At 46.2% G+C, this 23,345-nt stretch carries 17 protein-coding genes and 3 pseudogenes; 5 read left to right on the top strand and 15 right to left on the bottom strand.

Features of this window, described 5'->3' with window-relative positions; all coding sequences use genetic code 11:
- Positions 1-30 precede the first annotated feature (30 nt).
- The 5 genes and pseudogenes from treS to KKZ03_RS19970 form a co-directional block, all read right to left on the bottom strand.
- Positions 31-3,321 (bottom strand): maltose alpha-D-glucosyltransferase, encoded by a 3,291-nt coding sequence (gene treS, locus KKZ03_RS19950; protein ID WP_243218502.1) that lies wholly within the window; start codon positions 3,319-3,321, stop codon positions 31-33.
- 66 nt (positions 3,322-3,387) lie between these two features.
- Positions 3,388-3,624: a hypothetical protein gene (locus tag KKZ03_RS19955; RefSeq protein ID WP_243218503.1), complete on the bottom strand. Its 237-nt coding sequence runs from the start codon at positions 3,622-3,624 to the stop codon at positions 3,388-3,390.
- Positions 3,614-4,873, bottom strand: a complete 1,260-nt coding sequence (locus KKZ03_RS19960; RefSeq protein ID WP_371744910.1) for an alpha-amylase family glycosyl hydrolase — start codon at positions 4,871-4,873, stop codon at positions 3,614-3,616. The genes KKZ03_RS19955 and KKZ03_RS19960 overlap by 11 nt, the downstream gene beginning before the upstream one ends.
- Positions 4,868-5,383 (bottom strand): annotated as a pseudogene (locus KKZ03_RS19965) (maltotransferase domain-containing protein); the annotation flags it as partial. The pseudogene KKZ03_RS19965 and the gene KKZ03_RS19960, both read right to left, overlap by 6 nt.
- Complete coding sequence (locus tag KKZ03_RS19970) at positions 5,380-5,802, bottom strand: alpha amylase C-terminal domain-containing protein (protein WP_243218504.1); 423 nt, start codon at positions 5,800-5,802, stop codon at positions 5,380-5,382. The pseudogene KKZ03_RS19965 and the gene KKZ03_RS19970, both read right to left, overlap by 4 nt.
- A gap of 65 nt (positions 5,803-5,867) precedes the next feature.
- On the opposite strand from KKZ03_RS19970, the pseudogene KKZ03_RS19975 reads away from it, so the two are divergent.
- A pseudogene (locus tag KKZ03_RS19975) lies at positions 5,868-7,393 on the top strand (IS3 family transposase).
- A gap of 54 nt (positions 7,394-7,447) precedes the next feature.
- Here KKZ03_RS19975 and glgB read toward each other — a convergent pair.
- Positions 7,448-9,001, bottom strand: a complete 1,554-nt coding sequence (gene glgB / locus KKZ03_RS19980) for a 1,4-alpha-glucan branching protein GlgB (RefSeq protein ID WP_243218505.1) — start codon at positions 8,999-9,001, stop codon at positions 7,448-7,450.
- A gap of 533 nt (positions 9,002-9,534) precedes the next feature.
- Positions 9,535-9,849, bottom strand: a complete 315-nt coding sequence (locus tag KKZ03_RS19985; RefSeq protein ID WP_243218506.1) for a BON domain-containing protein — start codon at positions 9,847-9,849, stop codon at positions 9,535-9,537.
- 223 nt (positions 9,850-10,072) lie between these two features.
- On the opposite strand from KKZ03_RS19985, the gene KKZ03_RS22130 reads away from it, so the two are divergent.
- From KKZ03_RS22130 to KKZ03_RS20000, 4 genes are all read left to right on the top strand, one after another.
- A complete protein-coding gene (locus KKZ03_RS22130; RefSeq protein ID WP_371744911.1) occupies positions 10,073-10,240 on the top strand; it encodes a group II intron maturase-specific domain-containing protein in 168 nt (55 codons plus the stop codon).
- 371 nt (positions 10,241-10,611) lie between these two features.
- Entirely contained in the window at positions 10,612-10,761 is a 150-nt protein-coding gene (locus KKZ03_RS19990; RefSeq protein WP_243218507.1) for an IS1-like element transposase, read from the top strand.
- Positions 10,762-11,180: 419 nt separating this feature from the next.
- Complete coding sequence (locus KKZ03_RS19995) at positions 11,181-12,164, top strand: transposase (RefSeq protein WP_256452035.1); 984 nt, start codon at positions 11,181-11,183, stop codon at positions 12,162-12,164.
- Positions 12,148-12,690, top strand: coding sequence for an IS1 family transposase (locus tag KKZ03_RS20000; RefSeq protein ID WP_243218508.1), 543 nt, complete (start codon positions 12,148-12,150; stop codon positions 12,688-12,690). The genes KKZ03_RS19995 and KKZ03_RS20000 overlap by 17 nt, the downstream gene beginning before the upstream one ends.
- A 114-nt stretch (positions 12,691-12,804) precedes the next feature.
- On the opposite strand, the gene KKZ03_RS20005 is transcribed toward KKZ03_RS20000, so the two are convergent.
- The 8 genes and pseudogenes from KKZ03_RS20005 to KKZ03_RS20035 all read right to left on the bottom strand — a co-directional run bounded on the left by KKZ03_RS20005 (position 12,805) and on the right by KKZ03_RS20035 (position 22,531).
- A complete protein-coding gene (locus KKZ03_RS20005) occupies positions 12,805-13,077 on the bottom strand; it encodes a hypothetical protein (RefSeq protein WP_371744768.1) in 273 nt (90 codons plus the stop codon).
- 447 nt (positions 13,078-13,524) lie between these two features.
- Positions 13,525-15,195 carry an exosortase E/protease, VPEID-CTERM system gene (gene xrtE, locus KKZ03_RS20010; RefSeq protein ID WP_243218509.1) on the bottom strand — a complete coding sequence of 557 codons (1,671 nt, stop codon included), beginning with the start codon at positions 15,193-15,195 and terminating at the stop codon, positions 13,525-13,527.
- 199 nt (positions 15,196-15,394) lie between these two features.
- Positions 15,395-15,526 (bottom strand): VPEID-CTERM sorting domain-containing protein, encoded by a 132-nt coding sequence (locus tag KKZ03_RS22135; RefSeq protein ID WP_371744912.1) that lies wholly within the window; start codon positions 15,524-15,526, stop codon positions 15,395-15,397.
- A 77-nt stretch (positions 15,527-15,603) separates the two neighbouring features.
- Positions 15,604-17,129: pseudogene (locus KKZ03_RS20015) on the bottom strand (IS3 family transposase).
- Between the two features lie 15 nt (positions 17,130-17,144).
- Positions 17,145-17,336, bottom strand: a complete 192-nt coding sequence (locus KKZ03_RS20020; RefSeq protein ID WP_243218510.1) for a hypothetical protein — start codon at positions 17,334-17,336, stop codon at positions 17,145-17,147.
- Between the two features lie 794 nt (positions 17,337-18,130).
- On the bottom strand, positions 18,131-19,306 hold the full coding sequence (locus KKZ03_RS20025) for a lipocalin-like domain-containing protein (protein ID WP_243218511.1): 1,176 nt from the start codon (positions 19,304-19,306) through the stop codon (positions 18,131-18,133).
- Positions 19,303-21,852: an FtsX-like permease family protein gene (locus KKZ03_RS20030; RefSeq protein ID WP_243218512.1), complete on the bottom strand. Its 2,550-nt coding sequence runs from the start codon at positions 21,850-21,852 to the stop codon at positions 19,303-19,305. Before KKZ03_RS20030 ends, KKZ03_RS20025 begins: the two co-directional genes overlap by 4 nt.
- Positions 21,836-22,531, bottom strand: a complete 696-nt coding sequence (locus tag KKZ03_RS20035) for an ABC transporter ATP-binding protein (RefSeq protein ID WP_243218513.1) — start codon at positions 22,529-22,531, stop codon at positions 21,836-21,838. The genes KKZ03_RS20030 and KKZ03_RS20035 overlap by 17 nt, the downstream gene beginning before the upstream one ends.
- Between the last annotated feature and the right edge of the window lie 814 nt (positions 22,532-23,345).

Consider the following 23,345-nt stretch of genomic DNA (forward strand, 5'->3'; position numbering starts at 1 on the left):
CCTCTAAATTAAATTCTTTTAAGTAAATAGTTAGGTTGCCGGTTGCAACAGCGACAAGATGCCGCAGAGCGGAATAGCTATCCAGTCAGGTCTGCCGTTTAGTTCATAGCGCAGTTCGTACAGTGCTTTTTCCAACAAGAACAGGTCCAGTAAGCCCCGTTGCGGGGTATCCGTTTCGGTCAGTCCGGAAATGTGTGCTGCCAGCTCATAGGCGGCAAGAAAACTCCGGCAGACCTCGGCTTCCCAGGCGCGTACCAGTGGTTCAAATTTTGCTAAATCTGAGGGGTTCTCGGCGCAAGTATTTGCCAGTGCGGTATCGGCGGCATAGTTAAACGAGCGCAACATTCCGGCCACATCCCGCAACGGCGAATGTTTGTAGCAACGCTCGGAGAACGGACGTACCGGTTCACCCTCAAAATCGATGATGACAAAATCATTTTGGGCGATTAGCACTTGGCCAAGATGATAATCGCCATGGTAGCGGGTCTTGGACGCTTTAAGCTGTCCAGAAATGCAGGCACTCAGGCGCTCCGTAATGATTTTGCGCTGTGCGAGCAGAGCTTTTGCCGAGTTTTGAACGGTGTGACCTAGTCCCTCTAATTGATGTTCAAGCTGATCCAGCGTCGCTATAGCTTCCTTTTGCACATGCGACACCCAGTCTGTGAGTTCGTTGTCGCTTACCGGTTCGGGATCGAAAGCCTGGTTGCCAGTAACTTGGCCTAGCGCAGCATGCAGTTCACCGGTACGCTGGCCGAGGGTGCTGATTAGAACCAGGTAGGCGCTATGGGTCTCTGCTGCCGGTTTAGCCGGTTCTACAGCGGTGCGATATTCTTCAAGAAATCGCTCCAGATAATTCAGTGTGTAGTTCCAGCCATCGCCCTGATTTTCGACATAACCCTGAAGCAAGGCAAGCGTCATATTGTTACCGTCTTTGCCTTGATACTCGACTACGCCAAACACCGGCGCGGCATTTGGGAAGTGAGCGACGTTGGTCAAAAAATGTCCGATCTCAAATTCTGGGTGCGTACCTGTTTGCAGATGCCGATAGCCTTTCAGGAATAACTGTTCACCCAGTATCACTGCAGTATTACTGCCCAGTGTGGCAGATTGATGAACCGGCAGTTGGGTATAGGTTTCCCTGTCCATAGCCGAAAAGGCAGTTGTGGGTAAAAAACAAATAACGCCTTGTTCGCAAGTTAGCGTTTGATCCAGGCTAATGGTCTGTACCACAGCGCGACAAAAGGCAGCGTCAGCAAACGCATCGCCGATGATGCCGATACGAGACTGCTGGCGAACTCTGGCTACGGTGGTCGGCGACATTATGTGCAGACGTTCCTTATCGTCATTGTCCCAAGCCAACGCGAGTGGCAAGAAACAGGTCAGTGGTTCGGAGGCTGGACCTTCAATTCGGCAAAGGGTTAGCAGCCATTTATAGTCGTTAGTTACCAGTTCGGCGTAATCGCTAAGAGTTACGCGTTGCACAAATTTAGCCTTGCCACCATACCAATGCTGCGCTGCGACAAAGCGTGGTAAGGCATCGACTTCAAGCTGTTTGCGGACTTGCTCCGCTGTAGCACTACGCCAGGCTACAACCCGATCACGAAAGAAGCTGCGCCAACCCTCGAACAACACCAGCGTCGGCGTATCTTCGAGTGGCAGGGATTCCTGATGCCAAGCCGGTGCTTGTTCGCTATTGGTCAGCTTAAACCAGTAATAGTTATGCCCAGGCAAAGTCAGCATATAAGGTAATTCGCCGATAGGTGGAAAAGCCGTGCGTCCCATTAATTCGACGGGCACACAGCCTTTATAGGCCGACAGATCAAGCTCCAACGCCTGCGCAGCACGCGACAGGTTGGTCACGCACAAAATAACGTCGTCTTCGTAAAGTCTGAAATAGGCCAGTATTTTGCGGTTTCGGGGATGTAAAAAAACCAGTTCCCCGCGACCGAAGGCCTGATGATTCTTGCGCAAAGCCAGCACTCGCTGCATCCAGTTCAGCAGCGAAGCTCGGTCGCGTAACTGCGCCTCAACATTGACGGACTCGTAGCCATAGACAGTATCCATAACAGGTGGAAGATACAGGCGCTGTGGATCAGCGTGAGAAAATCCCGCATTACGATCCGGACTCCATTGCATGGGCGTACGCACACCATTGCGATCGCCCAGGAAGAAGTTGTCGCCCATGCCAATTTCATCACCGTAGTAGATGATGGGTGTACCCGGCATCGACAGCAGCAAACTGTTCATCAGCTTGATTTTGTCGATCTCATTATCCATCAGCGGCGCCAAACGCCGACGTATACCGACGTTGATGCGGGCGCGAGGATCACCGACATACATCTGGTACATATAGTCACGTTCCTTGTCAGTGACCATTTCTAGCGTTAGTTCGTCGTGATTGCGAAGGAAGATAGCCCATTGGCAATTTTCCGGAATATCAGGCGTCTGACGCATGATATCGACGATAGGATGTCGATCTTCCTGAGCGATGGCCATGTACATCCTTGGCATCAGCGGAAAATGATAGGCCATCTGGCATTCATCGCCGTCACTGAAATAGTCGCACACATCTTCAGGCCACTGGTTGACTTCAGCGAGAAACACCACATTCGGATAATCTGCATCAAGCACCGCGCGCATTTGTTTGATAACCGCGTGAGTTTGGGGCAGGTTTTCGTTTTGGGTGCCCTCTTGCACACACAGATAGGGGATAGCATCCAGACGCATTCCGTCCACACCCAGATCCAGCCAAAAGCGCATCAGCCGGATAATAGCCTTGACCACCTGCGGGTTATTGAAATTAAGGTCGGGCTGATGGGAGAAAAAACGATGCCAGTAATAGGCTTGAGCCTGTTCATCCCAAGCCCAGTTGGACTGCTCGGTATCATTAAAAATGATGCGGGTTTCGGGAAATTTCTGCTTGCTATCGCTCCAGACATAAAAATCCCGCTTACTGGAGCCTTCCGGCGCCCGACGCGCCTCCTGAAACCAGGGATGCTGGTCGGAGGTGTGGTTAATGACCATCTCGGTGATGACCTTGAGGCCACGGCGATGAGCCTCTTTTATAAATTTCTTGAAATCAACCATCGTGCCGTATTCGGGATGGATGTTGCGATAGTCGGCGATATCATAACCGTCGTCGCGCATTGGCGAGGGATAAAAAGGTAATAGCCAGAGCGTATTAACCCCCAAGTTCTGTAAATAATCGAGCTTTTGTATCAGCCCGGCAAAATCTCCGGTGCCGTTATTATTACTGTCAAAAAAAGCTTTGATGTGTAGCTCATAAATAACCGCATCCTTAAACCAGAGCGGGTCCTTCATCCAGGTGGTATTGTCTGTGAGAGCATGAGTTGGCTCGCCGGGTTTGGATTTGTGCATGGTTGCCCCTTACAAAAAATAATCGAAATCGTGTTCGGTACGAATTCGCCTGCGCAATTTAAAAATATGCGCGGGCGCTACCTGGGGATTTATGTCTACGAAGTTACGCGGACCATTCCACAAAAAACCTGCGGACGTCAACAGATCCTGTACCTGATAAGAATGTTCTGCATCCAGACCAAGACTCGTCAGCGGCAGGGTGACCCAGCCGGATTGACTATGCTGCGGATCCAGATTAGCGACCACCAGAATTATTTCTGGCGTTATCCGGCGTCGTCTTTGCGTAACAAAGTAGGTTATCGTTGTCCACATGAAAAAATTGCAGGCTCTTATTCTGTTGCAGTACCTCATTTTCCTTGCGTATCCTGTTTACACGAGTGATAAAATCTTTTAGCGTATCTTCACGATCAAGCTTCCAGCTGCGCACCTGGTATTTTTCGGAATCAAGATAGTCTTCTGATCCTGTATCGCGCGGGATCGCCTCCATCAACTCGTAAGCCGGGCCGTAGATGCCATAATTTGCGCCCAGGGTAGCAGCCAGCACCAGACGTAACATGAACGCCGGGCGACCGTCAAACTGCAAGTATTCAGGCAAAATATCCGGTGTATTCGGCCACAGATTGGAACGGAAATAGTCCGAGACTTCGGTGCGGGTAAGTTCGGTGAAATAGCTGACCAGTTTGCGTTTAGTATTGCGCCAAGAGAAATAAGTATAGGACTGGCTAAAACCAAGCTTAGCCAGACGGTAAGTGACTTTTGGACGGGTAAAGACTTCAGCCAGAAAAATCGTCTCGGGGTGCTCGCGTTTTACTTCGGCTATCAGCCATTCCCAAAACGGAAACGGTTTGGTATGCGGGTTGTCAACACGAAAGATGCAAATCCCTTGCTTGATCCAGAACAAAAATACCTCCAGCAATTCTTGCCATAACTCATTCCAGTTATCGCATTCGAAATTGAACGGGACTATGTCTTCATATTTCTTTGGCGGATTTTCAGCATACTGGGTGCTGCCATCTGCCCGGTGGCTAAACCATTCCGGATGCTCGCGCAGATAGGGATGATCAGGAGAACACTGAAAGGCGATATCGATGGCAATAGCTATACCCAATTCCTTAGCCCTGCTAACCAGGCTCTTGAAGTCGTCCAGCGTACCTAGTTGCGGATGGACTGATTTATGCCCGCCTTCTGCGGAACCTATTGCCCACGGACTGCCAACATCGCTTTTACTGGCGAGCAGTACATTATTTGCTCCCTTGCGTTTGCTCAGGCCAATAGGATGTATCGGTGGTAAATACACCACGTCGAAGCCCATTTCGGCGACATAGGACAAGTGCTTTTCGCATGCCGCGAAGCTACCATGATTCATGTCGTCGCCGACGCAAGAGCGAGGGAAAAATTCGTACCAGCTGCTGAATTGCGCTCTTTTCGGCTCTGACCACACGCTCAACTGCGTAGGATAATCCGTTGTCAGACTGCGATCCGGATAATGCTTCATCAGGCTAGACAGGGTTTCGGACAGTGCCAGGGTTGTTGCTGCCTCCACGTTGGCGCTGCGCAGTTTCTTAGCCAGTTTCTGGAGCTGTAATTGATACTCGACATCGCTAAGCCTCGCCGCTTCTTCGACCAGCTTGGCGCCGCCCCGTAACGCTAAGGTAATATCTTGGGCATATGTTCGGGCGACAAAATCATGCTGCCAGGGGAAAAAATGATCGATCCACGCCGTAATCGTATAGACATAGCATCCAAGTTCGGTCAGAAGGAATGATGCACTCCAGCGATCACTTCCCAACGGCAGCATTGCTACTTCTCGCCATTCGTTTTCCGAGTGGTGACGATAACGTAGCACACAAGATATTCTATCGTGACTATCAGCGAACGCATTCGCCATTACTTCCACGTTCTATCCCAATACCCGCTTGAGTGGGAAGCGCCCGTCATCGATTTCAGGTTGCACATTTTCTATGACCACACGACGTCTGCCATCGAGTCTTTTCGGAATTTTCATAATCCACTTCCCTGCTTAAAGAACAACACACCGAGTGGCGGTAACCGAAGCATTACTGAGTGATACATTTCACCGATAGAGACAAGGTCAGCCTCAACACCGCCAAAATTGCCTACGCCACTGCCGCCATAGAGTTCAGTGTCACTGTTCAGTACTTCAAACCAGTAGCCGCCTTCGGGCACGCCGACCAGGTAATTCTCGCGGACGACAGGCGTAAAATTACACACCACCAATAGCGTATCGTCAGGATTGTGACCACGGCGCACAAAACTGATCACGCTCTTTTCAGTGTAGTTACAATCCATCCATTGAAAGCCGTCGCGACTAAAATCCTGCTGATATAGCGCAGGTTCAACCCGGTAAAAGCTATTCAAATCCTCGACCCAGCGTTTTAGTCCCGAGTGTCTGGACGAATACAAGGCCCCCCTGCGTCAGAATAGTTGTCGCCTCAACTTTTAAGAAAAAATAAAATTTGAGAGTAGAAATGAAAAAATATAAAAGGTATTCAGTAGGCTTCAGAGAGCAGGCCCTGGTAAAAGTATACAATCGTAGTAATGACCAATCAGTTCAGTCCGTCGCAAACGAATTGAATATCCATTTAACAACCTTGAAGGCTTGGATGAAACAGAAGGAACAGGACGTCAAACTTGCACCGCTAAAATCAAAGCGTCCCGAAGATTGGAGCTCTGAAGAACGCTTTACTGCTTTACAAAAAACCTATAATTTGATCGGTGAAGACTTAAATGCCTGGTGTCGTGAACGCGGCGTTTTTATTCATCAGTTGGAACAATGGAAAGCTGATTTCTGCCGCCAGGATGACTTAGTAGACAAGCGTGAAGAAGCGCGGGTCCTGCGTATATTGAAAGAAGAAGTCCAAAGCCTTGAGCGCAATTTATTGCGTAAAGACAAAGCCTTAGCAGAAGCCGCAGCGCTGTTGGTACTGCAAAAAAAGTTCCGGGCGCTCTTGGGGGGAGAGGTCGAATGACTGGCCACGAAGAGCGCGAACAAGTGATTGCTTTACTTAATGAATCAGTAACTGCGGGAGCACGTCAAGCTAAAGCCTGTGAAGTATTAGGACTTAGTGAGCGTACCTTACAACGCTGGCAGACAGGTGAGACGATTCACTGCGATCAACGCCCCTTGCGTGACTATCAACCGCCACACAAACTAACAGCAATCGAGCGTGCCGAGGTGCTGATCGTCGCTAATTCAGATGAATTTGGTCATCTGCCACCGAGTCAGATCGTGCCACGACTGGCCGACCAAGGTAGCTATCTGGCGTCTGAGTCGACCTTCTATCGCATCCTGCGCGAGGAAAAACAGCTTACCCATCGGCGTAGCGAACGTCCGGCTCAAACACGAACAAAGCCACGCGCGGCATGTGCTACAGCACCTAATCAACTGTACAGTTGGGACATTACTTATCTGCCATCACTGATCCGTGGACAGTTTTTCTATCTGTATCTATTTGTTGATATTTTCAGCCGAAAGATCGTCGGTTGGCAGGTGTATGAAGAAGAAAACAGCGCCTTGGCTGGCGAATTGTTACGTGATCTCTGTCATCGTGAAGGGATACAGGCAGAACAGCTTATCCTGCATTCTGACAACGGCAGTCCGATGAAGGGATCGACTATGCTGGCGACCTTGCAACAACTGGGTGTCATGCCTTCGTTTAGTCGGCCATCGGTTAGCAACGATAATCCGTACTCAGAATCGTTGTTTAAGACCTTGAAATATCGTCCTAACTATCCGCTAAAGCCGTTCGCCGATGTTACGGAAGCGCGTCAGTGGGTCACAAGCTTAGTGGAATGGTACAACCATGAGCATCGTCACAGCGCTATTCGGTTTATTACTCCAGCGCAACGCCATGAAGGCTTGGACGACAAGCTTCTGGATAACCGTAAAGTCGTCTACGAAGCAGCACGTGCTAAACATCCGCAACGCTGGACTGGAAGTTCCCGTAATTGGGAAAAAATCCAGACAGCCCACCTTAACCCAGACAAGGTCTAAACAAAAAAATGCTACCAAGGAAGTGATTATTTAGAAAACAAACCAGAGTAAGATTTAACCGTCGAGGCGACAACTACATTGACAATTACCGAAGGCCTCCCAGTCCAGAGCTGCTTCGTGCTGCCACTCTGCTTTTTGTCCGAATTCGCAGCCCATGAATAACAATTTCTTACCGGGATGGCCCCACATATAACCATAGAGCAAGCGCAGATTGGCAAACTGTTGCCATTCATCACCGGGCATTTTTTCAAGCAGCGAACGCTTGCCGTAGACCACTTCATCATGGGACAAAGCCAGCACGAAGTTTTCCGAGAACGCATACCATATGCTGAAAATAAGCTGGGCATGATGAAATTTCCGGTTCAGTGGATCTTCTGAAAAATAGCTCAGCGTGTCATGCATCCAGCCCATATTCCACTTCAGACCAAAGCCCAGTCCACCTTGATTAACAGGACGGGAGACCATAGGCCAAGACGTTGATTCTTCGGCAAAAGTCTGGGTATCGGGATAATCACGATAGATAGCCTCGTTTAGATTGTGCAGGAAGGTAATCGCATCCAGGTTCTCGCGGCCGCCCAAGCTGTTTGGAATCCATTGATCTTCCTTGCGCCCATAATCCAGATAAAGCATCGCCGTCACTGCGTCGATGCGTAGTCCGTCAATATGATATTTATCCAGCCAGTACAACGCACTACTGGTCAGAAAAGCGCGCACCTCGTTTCGGCCATAATTGAACAGCAAACTATGCCAGTCCGGTTGAAAGCCTTGGCGTGGGTCAGCGTGCTCGTAGAGAAAAGTGCCATCAAAATGACCAAGGCCATGCGCGTCATCCGGGAAATGTGCCGGAACCCAGTCCAGAATCACACCTATACCTTGCTGATGTAGGGTTTCGATCAAAAACATGAAATCCTGTGGCGTACCGTAACGTGCTGTGGGCGCGAAAAAACCGGTGGTTTCATAGCCCCAGGAGCCATAAAAGGGATGCTCTGTGACCGGCATGAACTCAACGTGGGTAAAATTCATTTCTGCAACGTAACGCGGCAAGTATTCTGCCATCTCGCGATAGGTGAGGGAGCGGTTGCCATCTTCAGGAACTCTGCGCCAAGAGCCCAGATGCACTTCGTAAATCGAGCAGGGTGAACTGAGCCGATTTTTTTCACCACGCTGCGTCATCCAGTCCTTATCGTTCCAGGAATAATCAAGTTTCCATACACGGGACGCCGTTAATGGCGGCAACTCCCCGTAGAATGCAAAGGGATCGGCTTTGTCGGCGGTGTTTCCGTCGCGGGCAACGATGCGGTATTTATACAACGCCCCTGAGCTGACCTCGGCCACAAAGCCTTCCCAAATCCCCGATTCGTCGCTGCGCAGTTGTAAGGCATTCGTGACTGAATCCCAGTGATTGAAGTCACCGATGACCGAAACCGCAGCAGCATTGGGTGCCCATACAGAAAAGTGAGTGCCTGTTACGCCATTGACGTTAATAAGATGCGCCCCCAATTTTTCATACAGACGAAAATCGTTGCCTTGTTTAAACAAAAAAATATCGAGATCCGTTAGTAGTCCGCTTGCGGAGTGTGCGATTTGAGGATTTGTTAAGGTGGACATTGGTTAGCCTTCATTGTTTAGTTTTTTTCGGATTCAACTTTTAAGACCCGAACGATTAGCATAGACATGTTGAGCTTCTGTGGTTGCGGACAGCTCCTCCTCTTGTTGCCGCCTACGAAGACTCACTTTCGCTTTGGTAACCGATTGGCCCCCGCTTGCTTCAGATTCCTAATTAGCCCTCAATCACCGCGCTTCCCTGTTGGGTAGCTATCCAGAGTTTCTTTGGACACTCTTGCCTTCACCTATATTCTTCATTCTCACACAGGAGGGCAAGGCAATGGCTGGACTTCCACCAGTTAGTTGACTACCATGCCAGTCGCACCATGATATTCAGAGAACGGTGGGACCATAAGCAACGACCTTAAGATTTTTTCGATAATATAATTTTGGCAATTCTTAATCAATTACCCCCACGCTTTTTAGTTTGTCGTCTATTTTGTTAAGCTAGCCCGATAGTCCGACTGGCGATCTTATCGACGGATCCATGGGCGACATGAGAAGCTTAGTCTGTGCTTCTCATGAGGTTTTCTTCTTTATTTAAGACGCATGTCATTCTTGACCGAACTCACGCCAGGGATACTGCGTGTGAGTTCGAGTGCTTTATTGATGGCCACACGGGATGTTACAAAGCCGCTTAATTGAACCACGCCCTTGAAGGTTTCAACGTTAATTTCGGCAGCGCTCAAGATAGGATCTGCCAGGATGGCCGTTTTTACCCGGGTGGTGATAACTGAGTCGTCTACATACTCACCGGTGCCTTCTTGCTTTTGTATCGATGCACAACCTGAGGCAGACAGTAAGGTCAGTGCCAAAAAAAATGCAGAACAAAATTTAATTAGATGTTTCATGGGTAAATTTCCAGTAATACATTAAGAAAATAAGAAAGATTTGTATAACTAAATCGGGACTAGGGTTATTTTTAGCTTTGAGCATATTTTAAGCATAAAACGGGAGGGAGTATGTACGGTGCCGCACACAGGGAACTGATGTATCAAAACTTCTCCGGACACAAAGTTAAGTAGTTTTTAGCTGTATTTCGTAGTCCACTGGCGACAAATAGTTATTCATACGATCACCACCTACTTGATGTCATTGCAAGAGACCACTGCGCTGGTGTGCCAGTTGAAGCGCATGCTGCGAAGTTGGGCGCACTACTTTCAAGTAGAGACGGTCAATCACGCATATCGTGCGCTCAAAAATTACGCTGCGGCGCGATTGTATAGGTGGTTGCGCAACTAGTATAAAGTTAGGCGGCGTGCGGACGGAAGCTATCCACCTTCGTACCGTTACGGGACTTTGGGTCTTGTGCGCCTGCATGGCACTATTTCATTCGCGCATATACTCTTCAATACCGGTAGTCGATAGCATCGCTAAGTGGATGTGTTCCGGTACGCACCAGAAGCAATAGGTGGTAGTGGGTGAAATCTGTAATTTTCAATATACTTGAAGTTATGACATTTCGATTAAAACCCATAATATTGACCATGACCTGTTATCAACAAGTTACCTGTCGCCAGTGTAACAGCAACCATATTTCGTCAGCCGGATATAATGCGCACGGTGAACAACGTTACCGTTGCCGAGAGCCAGATTGCCCAACTAAAACCTTTATGCTGAAATATCGTTACCGAGCCTGCGAGCCAGGAATAAAGAAGCGGGTGATTGATATGGCAATCAATGGCAGTGGTATTCGTGATACGGGTCGTGTGCTAAAAATCGATAAGAATACGGTTATTAACACCAATACCTTCGCCAATTGACATGAGTAATTTATAGATGTCGGAGGAAGGAAAAAGGTCAGAGAAGGTAGAATACCGCTTCTAACAGAGCATTCGCACCCAAACTGACCATGAATGAAATCATAGCAATACTAAACACCGCACCGTGAGTCCACACTTAAAAGCCCGCACGCTAAAGTAGTTGACCCTGCTTATTGAAGCCATGCTGTCAATGACGGGGCGAGTAACCATGCTGAGTTTGTCGCGTTGGACTGAAAAGGGTGGCAGCTATCGGACGGTACAGCGTTTTTTAAAGAAAAAATAGCGTGGTCGGCGTTACGTTGGCAACTCATAAAGCAACATACACAGGAAACTAAAGGTATATGGTTGCTGATTGGGGATGAGGTCATGGTGACCAAATCAGGGAAAGAAACGCATGGCTTAGGGGTTTTTTTTCTTCGATTTACAACAAGCCATTGCCTGAGCTGTGTTTTTTAAACCTGTCATTGTTATCTGTCGAAACGCGTACGGCTTACCCTTTAATCACCGAACAGCTGGTGCGCGGCGATGTTCAAGCCAGTGCGCCCAAGGCCGTTATACCAAAAAACTCGAAACCTGGCAGGCCTAAGGGTAGTGTTAACAAAAATCGGAAAGTTGTTAAACTATCGTCTTTTCAACGACAGTTGCAAGCCTGTATTAATGCGGCATTAACGCTGATAGGGTTGAATTTGGGAATCGTCTATTTTGTTTACGATGGCGCGCTGGGCAACAATGCAGGCCTACAAACCGTTATACAAACGGGGCTACACCTTATTTGCAAGCTACGCCATGATTCAACGCTTTACTTGCCCTACTCGGGCGAGTATTCAGGAAAAGGTAAGCCGCGTAAATACGGTGAAAAACTAACACTGGAAACATTAACGGACGCGCATCGGAAATCCGAGGCCGTGGAAAAAGGCATTCAAACGTGTATCTATCAGGTGCACGTTTGGCACAAAAACTTTCCTGAATTGCTCAATGTCGCCATCATTGTAAAGACCAACCTAAAAACAGGACGGATCGCAAAGGTACTGTTGTTTAGTGATGACCTAAAGCTTGCCAGTGAAAAATTGATCAGCTACTACGCTTTGCGGTTTCAAATCGAGTTTAACTTCCGCGATGCCAAGCAATATTGGGGGTTGGAAGATTTTATGAATGTCAAAGAAACGCAAGTCAATAATGCGGCTAACTTCTCCTTGTTCATGGTCACTTTTTCACCGCTTTTATCGGCAAAAATAGAGGGAACCAACAAGGGCAGTATGCTGGATTTAAAAACCATCTTCAGAGCCCGAAAATACACGCAGCGGATTATTAATTCGTTGGACAAAAATGATGACACATTTTTAATCGACGACCGTATCTTCCAAGCCGCAGAAATTGGCAGGATTCATGCAAGAGCTGCTTAAATTTTGGCGAATGTACTGTAACACGTTGAGAAATAAAGCCGTCAGTCTTGTTCAGGTTAATCCCAAAATATTTGAGCTGAGTGCCAGCGGCGAACTGAACGTCAGGCTAGAGGACGCAGGTTGTGAGGAAGAACTCGACGAACAGTGGTCTTATGTCGGAAATAAATCCAACCAACGTTGGCTCTGGCACGCTGTTGACCACGCTACCAACACCGTGCTTGCCTATATGTTCGGCAAGTGTAAGGATGTGGTTTTTCAAAAACTCAAAGCGTTACTTGAACCATTTGGCATCAAGCGGTACTACACAGATAATTGGGGTGCCTATGAACGCCATCTTGATGCCGATAAGCATGAAATTGGTAAGCGCAATACCCAAAAAATAGAACGTAAAAATCTAAACTTTAGGACGTGGATTAAACATCTGGTACGCAAAACAATTTGCTTTTCGAAGCTGGAATTGATGCATGATACGGTCATCGGATTATTAATCAATAAAGTTGAGTTTGGACTTGATATTTACATATGATTACAGATTTCACCCACTACCAATTTTTGATCCATTTCTGATTTAAGTTTCCAGAAAAAAACCCTTTATTCACAATTTCTTACATCCTTGGTAGTGATTATCAATAGTTTCATTTTATTGCCCATCCCATGATTCAGTGGTTTTAGGAAGCCGGCCAAAGTCATCAACTACCCGAGCTGCATTCGGTGCTGAAGCAGACCATTGCCATAAAACCAGGTTTTGGTTTTTGGCTGTGCAACCGGGTGCAAAACTTCGGACCAATACCCCCACAATATCAAAGGTGCGTAATCGTTCGGCTAATCGCCATGTCGGCGGTTCAAGCTGTTGAGTCGCCAAATCTTCCCAAGAGCAGCCCAATTCTTGTGACGAGCTACCCATATTCGCCACGACGCGACCTTCGTCTCATCAGATTCATCACCGGAAAGCGGTTAATCAAATCCTATTCCTGAAAGCGGCCGTTCGTCACTGAGTTCAATCGATCCACAGCTGTCATTCGCCCTTAATTTTCGGATGACAGATTGCTCACGAAAAGCAGCCAGTCCATTTTAGCGAATTAGTTAGCACGATCATGCACAATGTGTATAAGATCCGTTACCAATAGTAAATATGAAAAAACATGCATTTTTGACCACTCACAACTTGCCTATACTAATCTGCAAAATAATATCTTGTAAAGTTAACGTTTGTAATATAAGTTAAAAATAAACCTTATTTTACACGGTATAATGGGATCTGACAGGTGCGAAGTGAAAAAATGTACACTTCATTTATGTTTTGTATTACTGAATTATTATGTTTTATTTGGTGGTGAATTTCGGTTTACCTATCGAAACTTCATGACCATAAAGACCACTTCGCCTGAGTCAGGACTAAAATAGCAATCAGTGCATTTGTCGTCATGTGAGCAACGACCGCATCGCCAAACTGCTTGCGGTGGTAAAGAGCCAAGGCATAACCCATTCCTGCAAAAATTCCAGCCATCCAACGATCATGTAATAATCCGAAAAGCACTGACGTAAGGATAAATGAAAACCATGAAAATTGCCCGAACGGTACATTTTCAAAGTCTCTCTCAATAAATTTGCGCATTAAGTAACCTCGGAAGGCAAGCTCTTCGGCCAAAGGCACAGCGATTACCGACCCAAGCACACGGAAAACTATCCAGACTGCTGCTGCTCCACTGGTAAGTTCGGCCAACCCTTGAGATAACGCCGTCTTGCTGCTATCAACATTTGGCTCTAATAGTATCCATATCATGAATACCGCTGTCCCGATTGCTGGTGCTTGCCAAGTCCATTTCCAATCAAGGCCATTATAAGACTTGCGAAAATAGTAAATTACCATGGTAATAGCCACAACACGTAGGGGATATAGGATGTCAAAACTGCTGGAGAATGCTGATGTCAGCATGATGGCAGCCATTAGAACCAATAAAGGAACGAGCAAAGCGGCAGCAAGAGGTTTGCTGCTCCTAACAACTGAAAAATCCGGTTTGGTAATGGTAAAGAACTGCATCCGGTTCGACATGGCAATCGCACCAACGGCAATTAGAGTAAAGGCTATCCAGCCGGCTTGTTTATGAAAACCCTGTAGCGCTACTTCAGGCGAAAAGGATGACCCGATTGCAATTAGCATTGCGATACGCACGGTATTGGCTAGCCAAATAATAATTATTCCAAAAGGAAAAAGCCAGAAGGCTTGCGGAAAACGCAGTTCCTTACGGAACAGCCAAAGATAGATCGCAAGAAATATGGTAATCAGGGAAATACCTTCTAGACCGGAACAAGAGGAAAAAATTTCAACCTGGAAAGAGACTGTACCCAATAAGAAATTTTCCGGTTGATAGACAAGGTCCGAATAAAACCAACTGAGAAGTAAATAGACAAGCTGCATTGTGGGTTTAGCCAGATTGTTCCAGAATTCTTCTTGGCCGAGAGGGTTTTCTTGTCGCTCGAGCATTCCTATCAGCATCCAGGCGCATATTCCCAGTACACATCCCATGAGCAATGCCGTGTACTCCTGGCGAATCAGTCCTAACCAAAAATGACCTGGAACTAGAGCAAGCAACCATAGCAGTAGTGTTACGCTGGTCAGCCCAAACCAACCGGCAAACCAGGAGGCCGAGAGACGCGCCGGATTGGCGGGTATGCCGAATATGAGTTCAGTGACAACTGCGAATGCCGCGAAAGCGAGGAGGTGGAATATCAGCCAGGACAACCAGCGATGTTCGCTCGACTGCTCCTGTAAATCGCTGAGAATCACCTTAAGCCGAGGGCTGAGAATAAGGAGAAAAGCGCTAATAATCCACAAACTTGCAGGCCAAATCTCTTTCGAAAAATGAAACAGCCACATTGACCAACTGATATTATTCAGCGAAAGAGGCGAAAAGAGCTGAGGCGCTTCATGCCGAGTGGTTATTACTATAATTTCCAGTGCCAGAATCGTTATAAGCAAAATCCAACGAATCTCTAATTGCTTTGAGGTTGTGAGTATATTGAAACGCATCAAATATTAAGCAGCCATTTATTATATGAATTTAACCAGCCTTTTTAAATAAGAAAACTGGATGAGTCTTTAAGATTAAATTCCTGACAATATTCAAAACCCATAAAACCGCCCAAAAGGACGGTTTTATTAACCTCAGATTAAAACCAGATATTGTTGTGTTTAATGTTAAAAAATACCCTTCAACGCTAAAGCTTAGTTATTCATCAGATTTAGATGAACGTTTAGACCGAACTCTTTCACCTGCCAGCAATAAAACGCCACTTAGCAGAGCAATTGCAGTCGTTCCTGATGCTGCATCAATTTCGGGTGCTTGCCGGTAATTGTCAATGTAGTTGTCGCCTCGACGGTTAAATCTTACTCTGGTTTGTTTTCTAAATAATCACTTCCTTGGTAGCATTTTTTTGTTTAGACCTTGTCTGGGTTAAGGTGGGCTGTCTGGATTTTTTCCCAATTACGGGAACTTCCAGTCCAGCGTTGCGGATGTTTAGCACGTGCTGCTTCGTAGACGACTTTACGGTTATCCAGAAGCTTGTCGTCCAAGCCTTCATGGCGTTGCGCTGGAGTAATAAACCGAATAGCGCTGTGACGATGCTCATGGTTGTACCATTCCACTAAGCTTGTGACCCACTGACGCGCTTCCGTAACATCGGCGAACGGCTTTAGCGGATAGTTAGGACGATATTTCAAGGTCTTAAACAACGATTCTGAGTACGGATTATCGTTGCTAACCGATGGCCGACTAAACGAAGGCATGACACCCAGTTGTTGCAAGGTCGCCAGCATAGTCGATCCCTTCATCGGACTGCCGTTGTCAGAATGCAGGATAAGCTGTTCTGCCTGTATCCCTTCACGATGACAGAGATCACGTAACAATTCGCCAGCCAAGGCGCTGTTTTCTTCTTCATACACCTGCCAACCGACGATCTTTCGGCTGAAAATATCAACAAATAGATACAGATAGAAAAACTGTCCACGGATCAGTGATGGCAGATAAGTAATGTCCCAACTGTACAGTTGATTAGGTGCTGTAGCACATGCCGCGCGTGGCTTTGTTCGTGTTTGAGCCGGACGTTCGCTACGCCGATGGGTAAGCTGTTTTTCCTCGCGCAGGATGCGATAGAAGGTCGACTCAGACGCCAGATAGCTACCTTGGTCGGCCAGTCGTGGCACGATCTGACTCGGTGGCAGATGACCAAATTCATCTGAATTAGCGACGATCAGCACCTCGGCACGCTCGATTGCTGTTAGTTTGTGTGGCGGTTGATAGTCACGCAAGGGGCGTTGATCGCAGTGAATCGTCTCACCTGTCTGCCAGCGTTGTAAGGTACGCTCACTAAGTCCTAATACTTCACAGGCTTTAGCTTGACGTGCTCCCGCAGTTACTGATTCATTAAGTAAAGCAATCACTTGTTCGCGCTCTTCGTGGCCAGTCATTCGACCTCTCCCCCCAAGAGCGCCCGGAACTTTTTTTGCAGTACCAACAGCGCTGCGGCTTCTGCTAAGGCTTTGTCTTTACGCAATAAATTGCGCTCAAGGCTTTGGACTTCTTCTTTCAATATACGCAGGACCCGCGCTTCTTCACGCTTGTCTACTAAGTCATCCTGGCGGCAGAAATCAGCTTTCCATTGTTCCAACTGATGAATAAAAACGCCGCGTTCACGACACCAGGCATTTAAGTCTTCACCGATCAAATTATAGGTTTTTTGTAAAGCAGTAAAGCGTTCTTCAGAGCTCCAATCTTCGGGACGCTTTGATTTTAGCGGTGCAAGTTTGACGTCCTGTTCCTTCTGTTTCATCCAAGCCTTCAAGGTTGTTAAATGGATATTCAATTCGTTTGCGACGGACTGAACTGATTGGTCATTACTACGATTGTATACTTTTACCAGGGCCTGCTCTCTGAAGCCTACTGAATACCTTTTATATTTTTTCATTTCTACTCTCAAATTTTATTTTTTCTTAAAAGTTGAGGCGACAACTATTCTGACGCAGGGGGCTTGCGCTGTCTGCCCTCCACCACAACTATTACCTTGGCAGTTATTACCTACGCCATTATTACCGTTTACCCCACCTGCCCAAGCAGGCATTGTCGCTAGCAGCATAATTGTTGCGCCAGTAAATGCTATTTGTCGTATATTCATAGGGATGGCCTCATTTTATAATTACCGAATAGAAAAGCTGTACGATCCGCTGCGTATTGACACTGTTGCATTCGGTTCCTAGGCTTTCCTCGACTCGCTTCATTCCATCCAACGCTTTAAGCCAGTAGATATAGCATATCAAAACCTAATCCACGAATGAAAAGCTTTGGAATTGTAGAAACATCTATAGGGTAAAGAAAAAAATTATTATTACAATTAGTACAAATACGTATTCGGATGAAAATGTGAATTCGATGGTCATAAGCCCTGTTATTTGAAACATTTTTGTAGTTGTTGAAAGGCCGCTTTCTCACGTATTGCAGACGTTGGTTGAGAGTATCCGTCGGACCTCATTGGCCGTGATCTGACGATCAATTTCAACGAAAATCAACACACTCCGAGATAGGCTTGATGCACAACTTGTTTCCATTGATTAATGGCCGAACAGGTCCAAAATGGCTCAATTCTATTGGCCATTGACAGGGTGTGAAAATAGCAAGAAAAGTGTAGCATCACACCAGTAAAATGTAATAATCGTACACAAGAGTATTCATGGGAAATAACCACAAAACACAAAGTGATTCAAGCGAGATAATCGTGCTGTCGATCATTAACTCATCGGTTTGCTCGGAATTAGGATTGGTAATGAGAGGTTGCGGTAACCTCACGGTAAAATCGTTATATCCACACAATCCACTGGCTACAATCGTTATAATTTCTCAAATAAAGGCACAAAGCTGTACGCTATTTGACGCTTTGTCGAAAAACTATCCTGAGAGTTGATGATTATCAATTCACTTATACCCCGCCAACTCAACATAACCCTGACCAGAAATAAGCTTGCCGTTTTTAGTGCCTTTAATGCTGACAGCGCCTTCCCAATACCGATAACTAACATTGAGTTCCTGATCATTTAGTAATGGAATAATTTCAATCTCAAGATTCTGATTCGGAATACTCAAATGCCAACGCGATGGATAAGTGATTTTTGAATGGGGACTTTTCCAGTTATCGAGAATTTTAATGGCGACATCCCTCTCTTTCAAGGGTATTTTTGCGTTGTCCGCGCGCACAAAAGAACCTGAACTGTTGCTATCCGGTTGGCCGTCTTTACGCCGCAATTGATAAAACATTAACTCGCTGTTATCGGACAATTGCAAGGCAAACCAGTCCCAGCCGCTTTGCTCCTCTGACAAGGCGCTGGTGCTCCATTCCCTGTCCATCCAACTGGCACCGGTTACTGAAAATTGTTCACTGGCAATTGTGACAGCACCTTTAGTTTCCAGTCGCGGGTAGGAATAATAATACGAGGCATTGCCTGGTTTCAAGCTTTTCTGGCTTAAGCCTTGGTCGCCTTGTAAAATGTAACTTTTTTGTGACGTTAATAATAAATCAATACCAAAGTCATCTGTTTTGGCGTGTAACCGCAACGGAAAATCTGCGTCACCTTCTGTTTTTGCCGACCAATCATACAGCCAAACCTGATATTTTTTAGTTAAGGCACCGGCAAGATCATTGCCAGCCCGGCTAAATCGCTCATCCGTATAAAATCGGCTCTTCTCTACATCGGTCAAGGTTAAGTGCGCCATGTATAGTTGATTGCTTCGCCAGGCAGATTTTGATTCCGGTGTTTCGGGGTTAAGCGCAAAACGAAAAAATGTCAGCTCGTAACCAAATTGCCGACCTTGGGTGTTTTTTAAATTACCGGTAAAATACCACCATTCAGCCCGATAGGGATTGTGTGGGCCGTGGTCGATTGGGAAGGTAAACTTTTGCGGTGTTAACGCCCTCGCAAAACCAGGATCATCTTTGGATAAAAAATGACTAAAAGCGTCATCTTTTTTAGCAAGTGTGGTGCTAAAAAATCGCTCAGTAATCCGTTTTATATCAGAAGGCGCTATAAAAAATTGCCACCCAACAATCACCAGTAAAAGCATCAGACCTAAGGCAACCCACCCTTTCCTTTTCATTCGATACGCAACGCTTCGGCGGGTTTGGTCCGTGCCATTTTTATAGCCGGAAAAACACCGGCAAGCAACGCGGCAACAAACGCCAGGGCCACACCTTGATACAGAACGCCTGCATCAACATAAAAGGCCATAGTCCAGCCGAATGAGCGTTGATAAACTACAAAAATCAACACATAAGCCACGATAAAACCAACCGGAACAGCCAGCAATCCGGCAACCAGTCCCATCAATCCGGTTTCACTGATAATCAGTACCGTTAACTGGCGGGAGGTTATCCCTATTGCCCGTAAAATACCCAACTGGCGTGTCCGCTCAAACTGCAAGGCCATTAAGGCACTAAACACACCCACAAAAGCAATGCTGGCAGACAGCCAGCGCAAGGTTTCGGTAATGGTAAAGGTTTGCTCAAATATTTCCATGGAGGCTTTATAAATAGCCTGATCAGATTTCACGGTTTGCTGTGCCGCCAGTAGTTGACTGACCCGACTCTCCAGTTGCTTTAAATCGGCGCCTTGATTGGCATAAATCCCAATACCGGAATAACCCAAATCGGGCCAATAGTGCTGGTAATTCTGCCGACTTATCGCCAGATGACCTTGATCACCGCTGTAATCGGCATAAATGGCGATAACTTCAAACGCCTGTTCGCCTTGACCGGTTCGTAATAAAATCTTTTGACCTGGCTTGACTGCGTGATGATAAGCATAAGGTTCGGTTACCATGACGGTCTGTTGGTTTTCAAACCGGTGCCAAAGGTCGTCGTTCACTTTATGTTTAAAGATAAAGCCTTCTTTAGATTTTTCATTGAGTTCAAATACCGATAGTTTGGTCAGTTGATCATCAACAATTAACTGGGTGTGCAAGGCACTGCTGAGCATTTTTACCCCGTCAAGATTAGCTATTTTTTGCTTCAACTGATGATCTGCCAAGGCCTTATCGGCAGTCATTTTATCACCTGGCAAGGACACATAAAGATCGGCTGGCAAACTGGAATGGACCCACTGCGCAACCGTTTGGCGAAAGCTGCCTATCATTAAATCCATCCCGATGGTAGCCGATACGGCAATCATCAATGCCGCTATGGCAATACCTGTCCTACTGATTTCAGCCGAGACCATGCGTGCCGGTAAACGCCCCAAAACGCCTAAAAACCGTGCAAATAACAGTTCAATCAGTGTCATCAATAACAAAGTAATCACAGGCGTCAATAAGCCAAAGCCAAACAATATCAAAAAAATACTGGCCAAGCCCAAGGTGATGCTTTTACCAGAAAAAAACGCTAACCCCAAGCCACAGACTATCAAGGCTGCACTAATTAAACCCACTTTTTTGATTAACTGACGACTGCCCGATTCCAGTTGCGATCGTGCCAAAATCTTAACCGGCGACAAGCGCGTCGCTTCAAATGCAGGTGGCAATACCGCCAGCAAAGTCGCACTGATGCCCAGCACCATACCCTTGCCGATTTGTAACGGGGTAATCATTAAAGAAGCGGCGTCGATACGAAAATAAATGGCGTTAATGGTTCCCGAGATTAAATACAGCAACCCTTGCCCCAAGACGATGCCAAGCGCGATACCCAGTAAAGTGCCGATTATCGCCAACACCAACGCTTCACCAATAATGAGTTTAAAAATCTGCTGCCGGGTGACGCCCAATAAACGCAAACTGCCGATTAAGCGCCGCCGTTGGATAACCAGAAAGGTCATCGTGTTATAGATTAAAAACATGCCCACCAACAAGGACAGCAAGCCCAATGCCTTTAAGTTGATAGAAAAGGCCCGCGTCATTTCCCGCATGGATTCAGCCTGACTATCGATAGATACCACCACTGCATTACCGGGCAACGTCTTTTTTATCGCCGCCAACGTTGCCGGAGCATCTTTCTCAATCCGCACTTCAATAGAACTCAATTGACCAAAATACCCCAATACCTCTTGGGCTGTGGCAATGTCGGTAATAATCAACTTAGCCACTACCTGTTCTGAAACGGCGTCATCAAACGTAAGCAAACCTATTATTTTGAGTGCTTGCATGCCTTGGTCAGTAATAACCGTTAGCTGATCATTGACTTGCAAATGCAGACGCTTTGCAGTTTCTTCACTCAGTAGTGCAGAATTGGGTTCGGTAATCAAACGGGTTAAAAAATCCGGGACAGACTTGTCTTGTTGCTGACTTTGCCAACCCGAATGTAACGCTTTTTCAATAAACGGATCAATACCGATTAATTTAAAACTCTCTTGATTGGGTTGTGCCAGCTTTACATAACCGGTTACCACCGGTGATAAATGGGCAATGCCCTGCTCTACCCTTAATTGGGAATACAATCTCTCATCAAGCCCGCCATCACTGGCAATAATACGATGCGTTGCCGAGCCGGAAAAAGCCTTGCCCGCCTGATTAAAGGATTTAAGTGAACTTTCCATTGCCAAATCAATAGCAATAACAACTGCCACACCCAATGCAATTCCCACGATAGCCAGTACCAATTGCCACGGATGCTGCCATAAAAAATTGCGGCTGGCGCGTTTAAGAAAGGAATTCATGTGTTAGCAATAATTTGTTGCGGATGGATAAAACCCGGTCAGCCTGGCCGATAACTTCCTGGCTATGGGTCGCCATAATCATGGTTTTACCTGACTTCCTGACTAAAATATCCAGCAACGCCAATACCTGTTCGGCGGTATCCAAATCCAGATTTCCGGTGGGTTCATCCGCAAGAATAACATCCGGATCGTGAATTAAAGCACGGGCTATCGCAACCCGTTGTTGTTCACCGCCGGATAAACGATCCGGATAACTGTCAAGCCGATCCGATAACAATAATTTTTCCAACAATTCGGCGACCTTGTCACGATCGGCGCGAGTTACCCGTTTGATTAATTCCAATGGCAACAGAAGATTTTCCACAACCGTCAACGTAGGGATTAAATTATAGGACTGGAATACAAAACCAATATGATGACGTCGAAACAGCGTGCGGTCATGCTCGGAAAGTCCAGTAATATCGGTACCATTAATAAGAATTTTGCCGCTATCCGGGGGATCAATACCACTGACCAGATTTAAAAAAGTAGACTTGCCTGAACCGCTACGGCCCAGTAAAACAATAAATTCACCACGACTCACCTGCAATTGCAAGTCGCTAAAAATCTCATGCTGCTGCCCCGATTCTTGATAACTTTTACTTAGTTGTTGAATTAATATTGCGGGTTCTGTAGTCATCCAGGCGTCATCATACAAGTTTCTAATAGGGGGATGTAGTCCGCGTCTTGCTGTAATTCTACTTTTGCATCACCGGTGTTGCCAGGTTTTGCACGACGTTTCCAAACAAGCGTTGTAATCAATTTTTCAGCCCCCCCCCTTTTTCCTGTTACTGGGTCGGCATGAGTTTTTTGTACTGTAGTTTTGCATAGCGTAGATATACGGTACTTTAATGTTTTAACTATTCATTGGAGTTGTTAGCCTTTCCGCTTTTAATCTAACCTACCACCAGAAGTACCATCAATTTATCGTGAATTTCTAGCAGGGTTGAATGCGGAAGGTTTGGGGACTTTGCTCAAGGATTATAAGACGAAGCTGTTGAGATCTACGTTGCACTGCTGATAATGTTAATCACATCTTCATGGGAAATTCTGGAAACAATTGAATTATTATCCATATAACCACACAAGCTATAACCGATAGTGTAGTTATGATGTTTTTTTTTGCTTCTTTATTATTTGTATTAAACATAATTCTCACCTTTCAATTTCAGCATCCCAAATTAGTTGGTATAGGCGTTAATTTTAATGCTTCTTGAACTCTAATTTGAAACTATTCGTAGGTAAAACTAGAGTTGATCAGATTGGCACTATTAAAAACAATCTGATCAATTTTCTTGCTTGTAAAACTATTCTCCCCCTAAACATATAACCGAGCATAGAATAAAAGCAAATAATGTTGCTTGAAAAATTCACCAGACTTTTTATCCATTTGACAATCAGTTTAATTCAGATATTTTAAGTGAATAAGAGACATCTTTCGATCCTCGGTTTAC

The sequence above is a fragment of the Methylobacter sp. S3L5C genome, from assembly GCF_022788635.1.
Classification (GTDB): domain Bacteria; phylum Pseudomonadota; class Gammaproteobacteria; order Methylococcales; family Methylomonadaceae; genus Methylobacter_C.

Coding starts and splice junctions, on each gene's coding strand:
- KKZ03_RS20035 (WP_243218513.1), bottom strand. CDS start 22,531: ATGACTACAGAACCCGCAATATTAATTCAACAACTAAGTAAAAGTTAT.
- KKZ03_RS20000 (WP_243218508.1), top strand. CDS start 12,148: ATGCAAGAGCTGCTTAAATTTTGGCGAATGTACTGTAACACGTTGAGA.
- KKZ03_RS19960 (WP_371744910.1), bottom strand. CDS start 4,873: ATGAAGCATTATCCGGATCGCAGTCTGACAACGGATTATCCTACGCAG.
- KKZ03_RS20025 (WP_243218511.1), bottom strand. CDS start 19,306: ATGAAAAGGAAAGGGTGGGTTGCCTTAGGTCTGATGCTTTTACTGGTG.
- KKZ03_RS20020 (WP_243218510.1), bottom strand. CDS start 17,336: ATGAATATACGACAAATAGCATTTACTGGCGCAACAATTATGCTGCTA.
- glgB (WP_243218505.1), bottom strand. CDS start 9,001: ATGTCCACCTTAACAAATCCTCAAATCGCACACTCCGCAAGCGGACTA.
- KKZ03_RS19990 (WP_243218507.1), top strand. CDS start 10,612: ATGCTGAAATATCGTTACCGAGCCTGCGAGCCAGGAATAAAGAAGCGG.
- KKZ03_RS20030 (WP_243218512.1), bottom strand. CDS start 21,852: ATGAATTCCTTTCTTAAACGCGCCAGCCGCAATTTTTTATGGCAGCAT.
- xrtE (WP_243218509.1), bottom strand. CDS start 15,195: ATGCGTTTCAATATACTCACAACCTCAAAGCAATTAGAGATTCGTTGG.
- treS (WP_243218502.1), bottom strand. CDS start 3,321: ATGAAGGACCCGCTCTGGTTTAAGGATGCGGTTATTTATGAGCTACAC.
- KKZ03_RS19985 (WP_243218506.1), bottom strand. CDS start 9,849: ATGAAACATCTAATTAAATTTTGTTCTGCATTTTTTTTGGCACTGACC.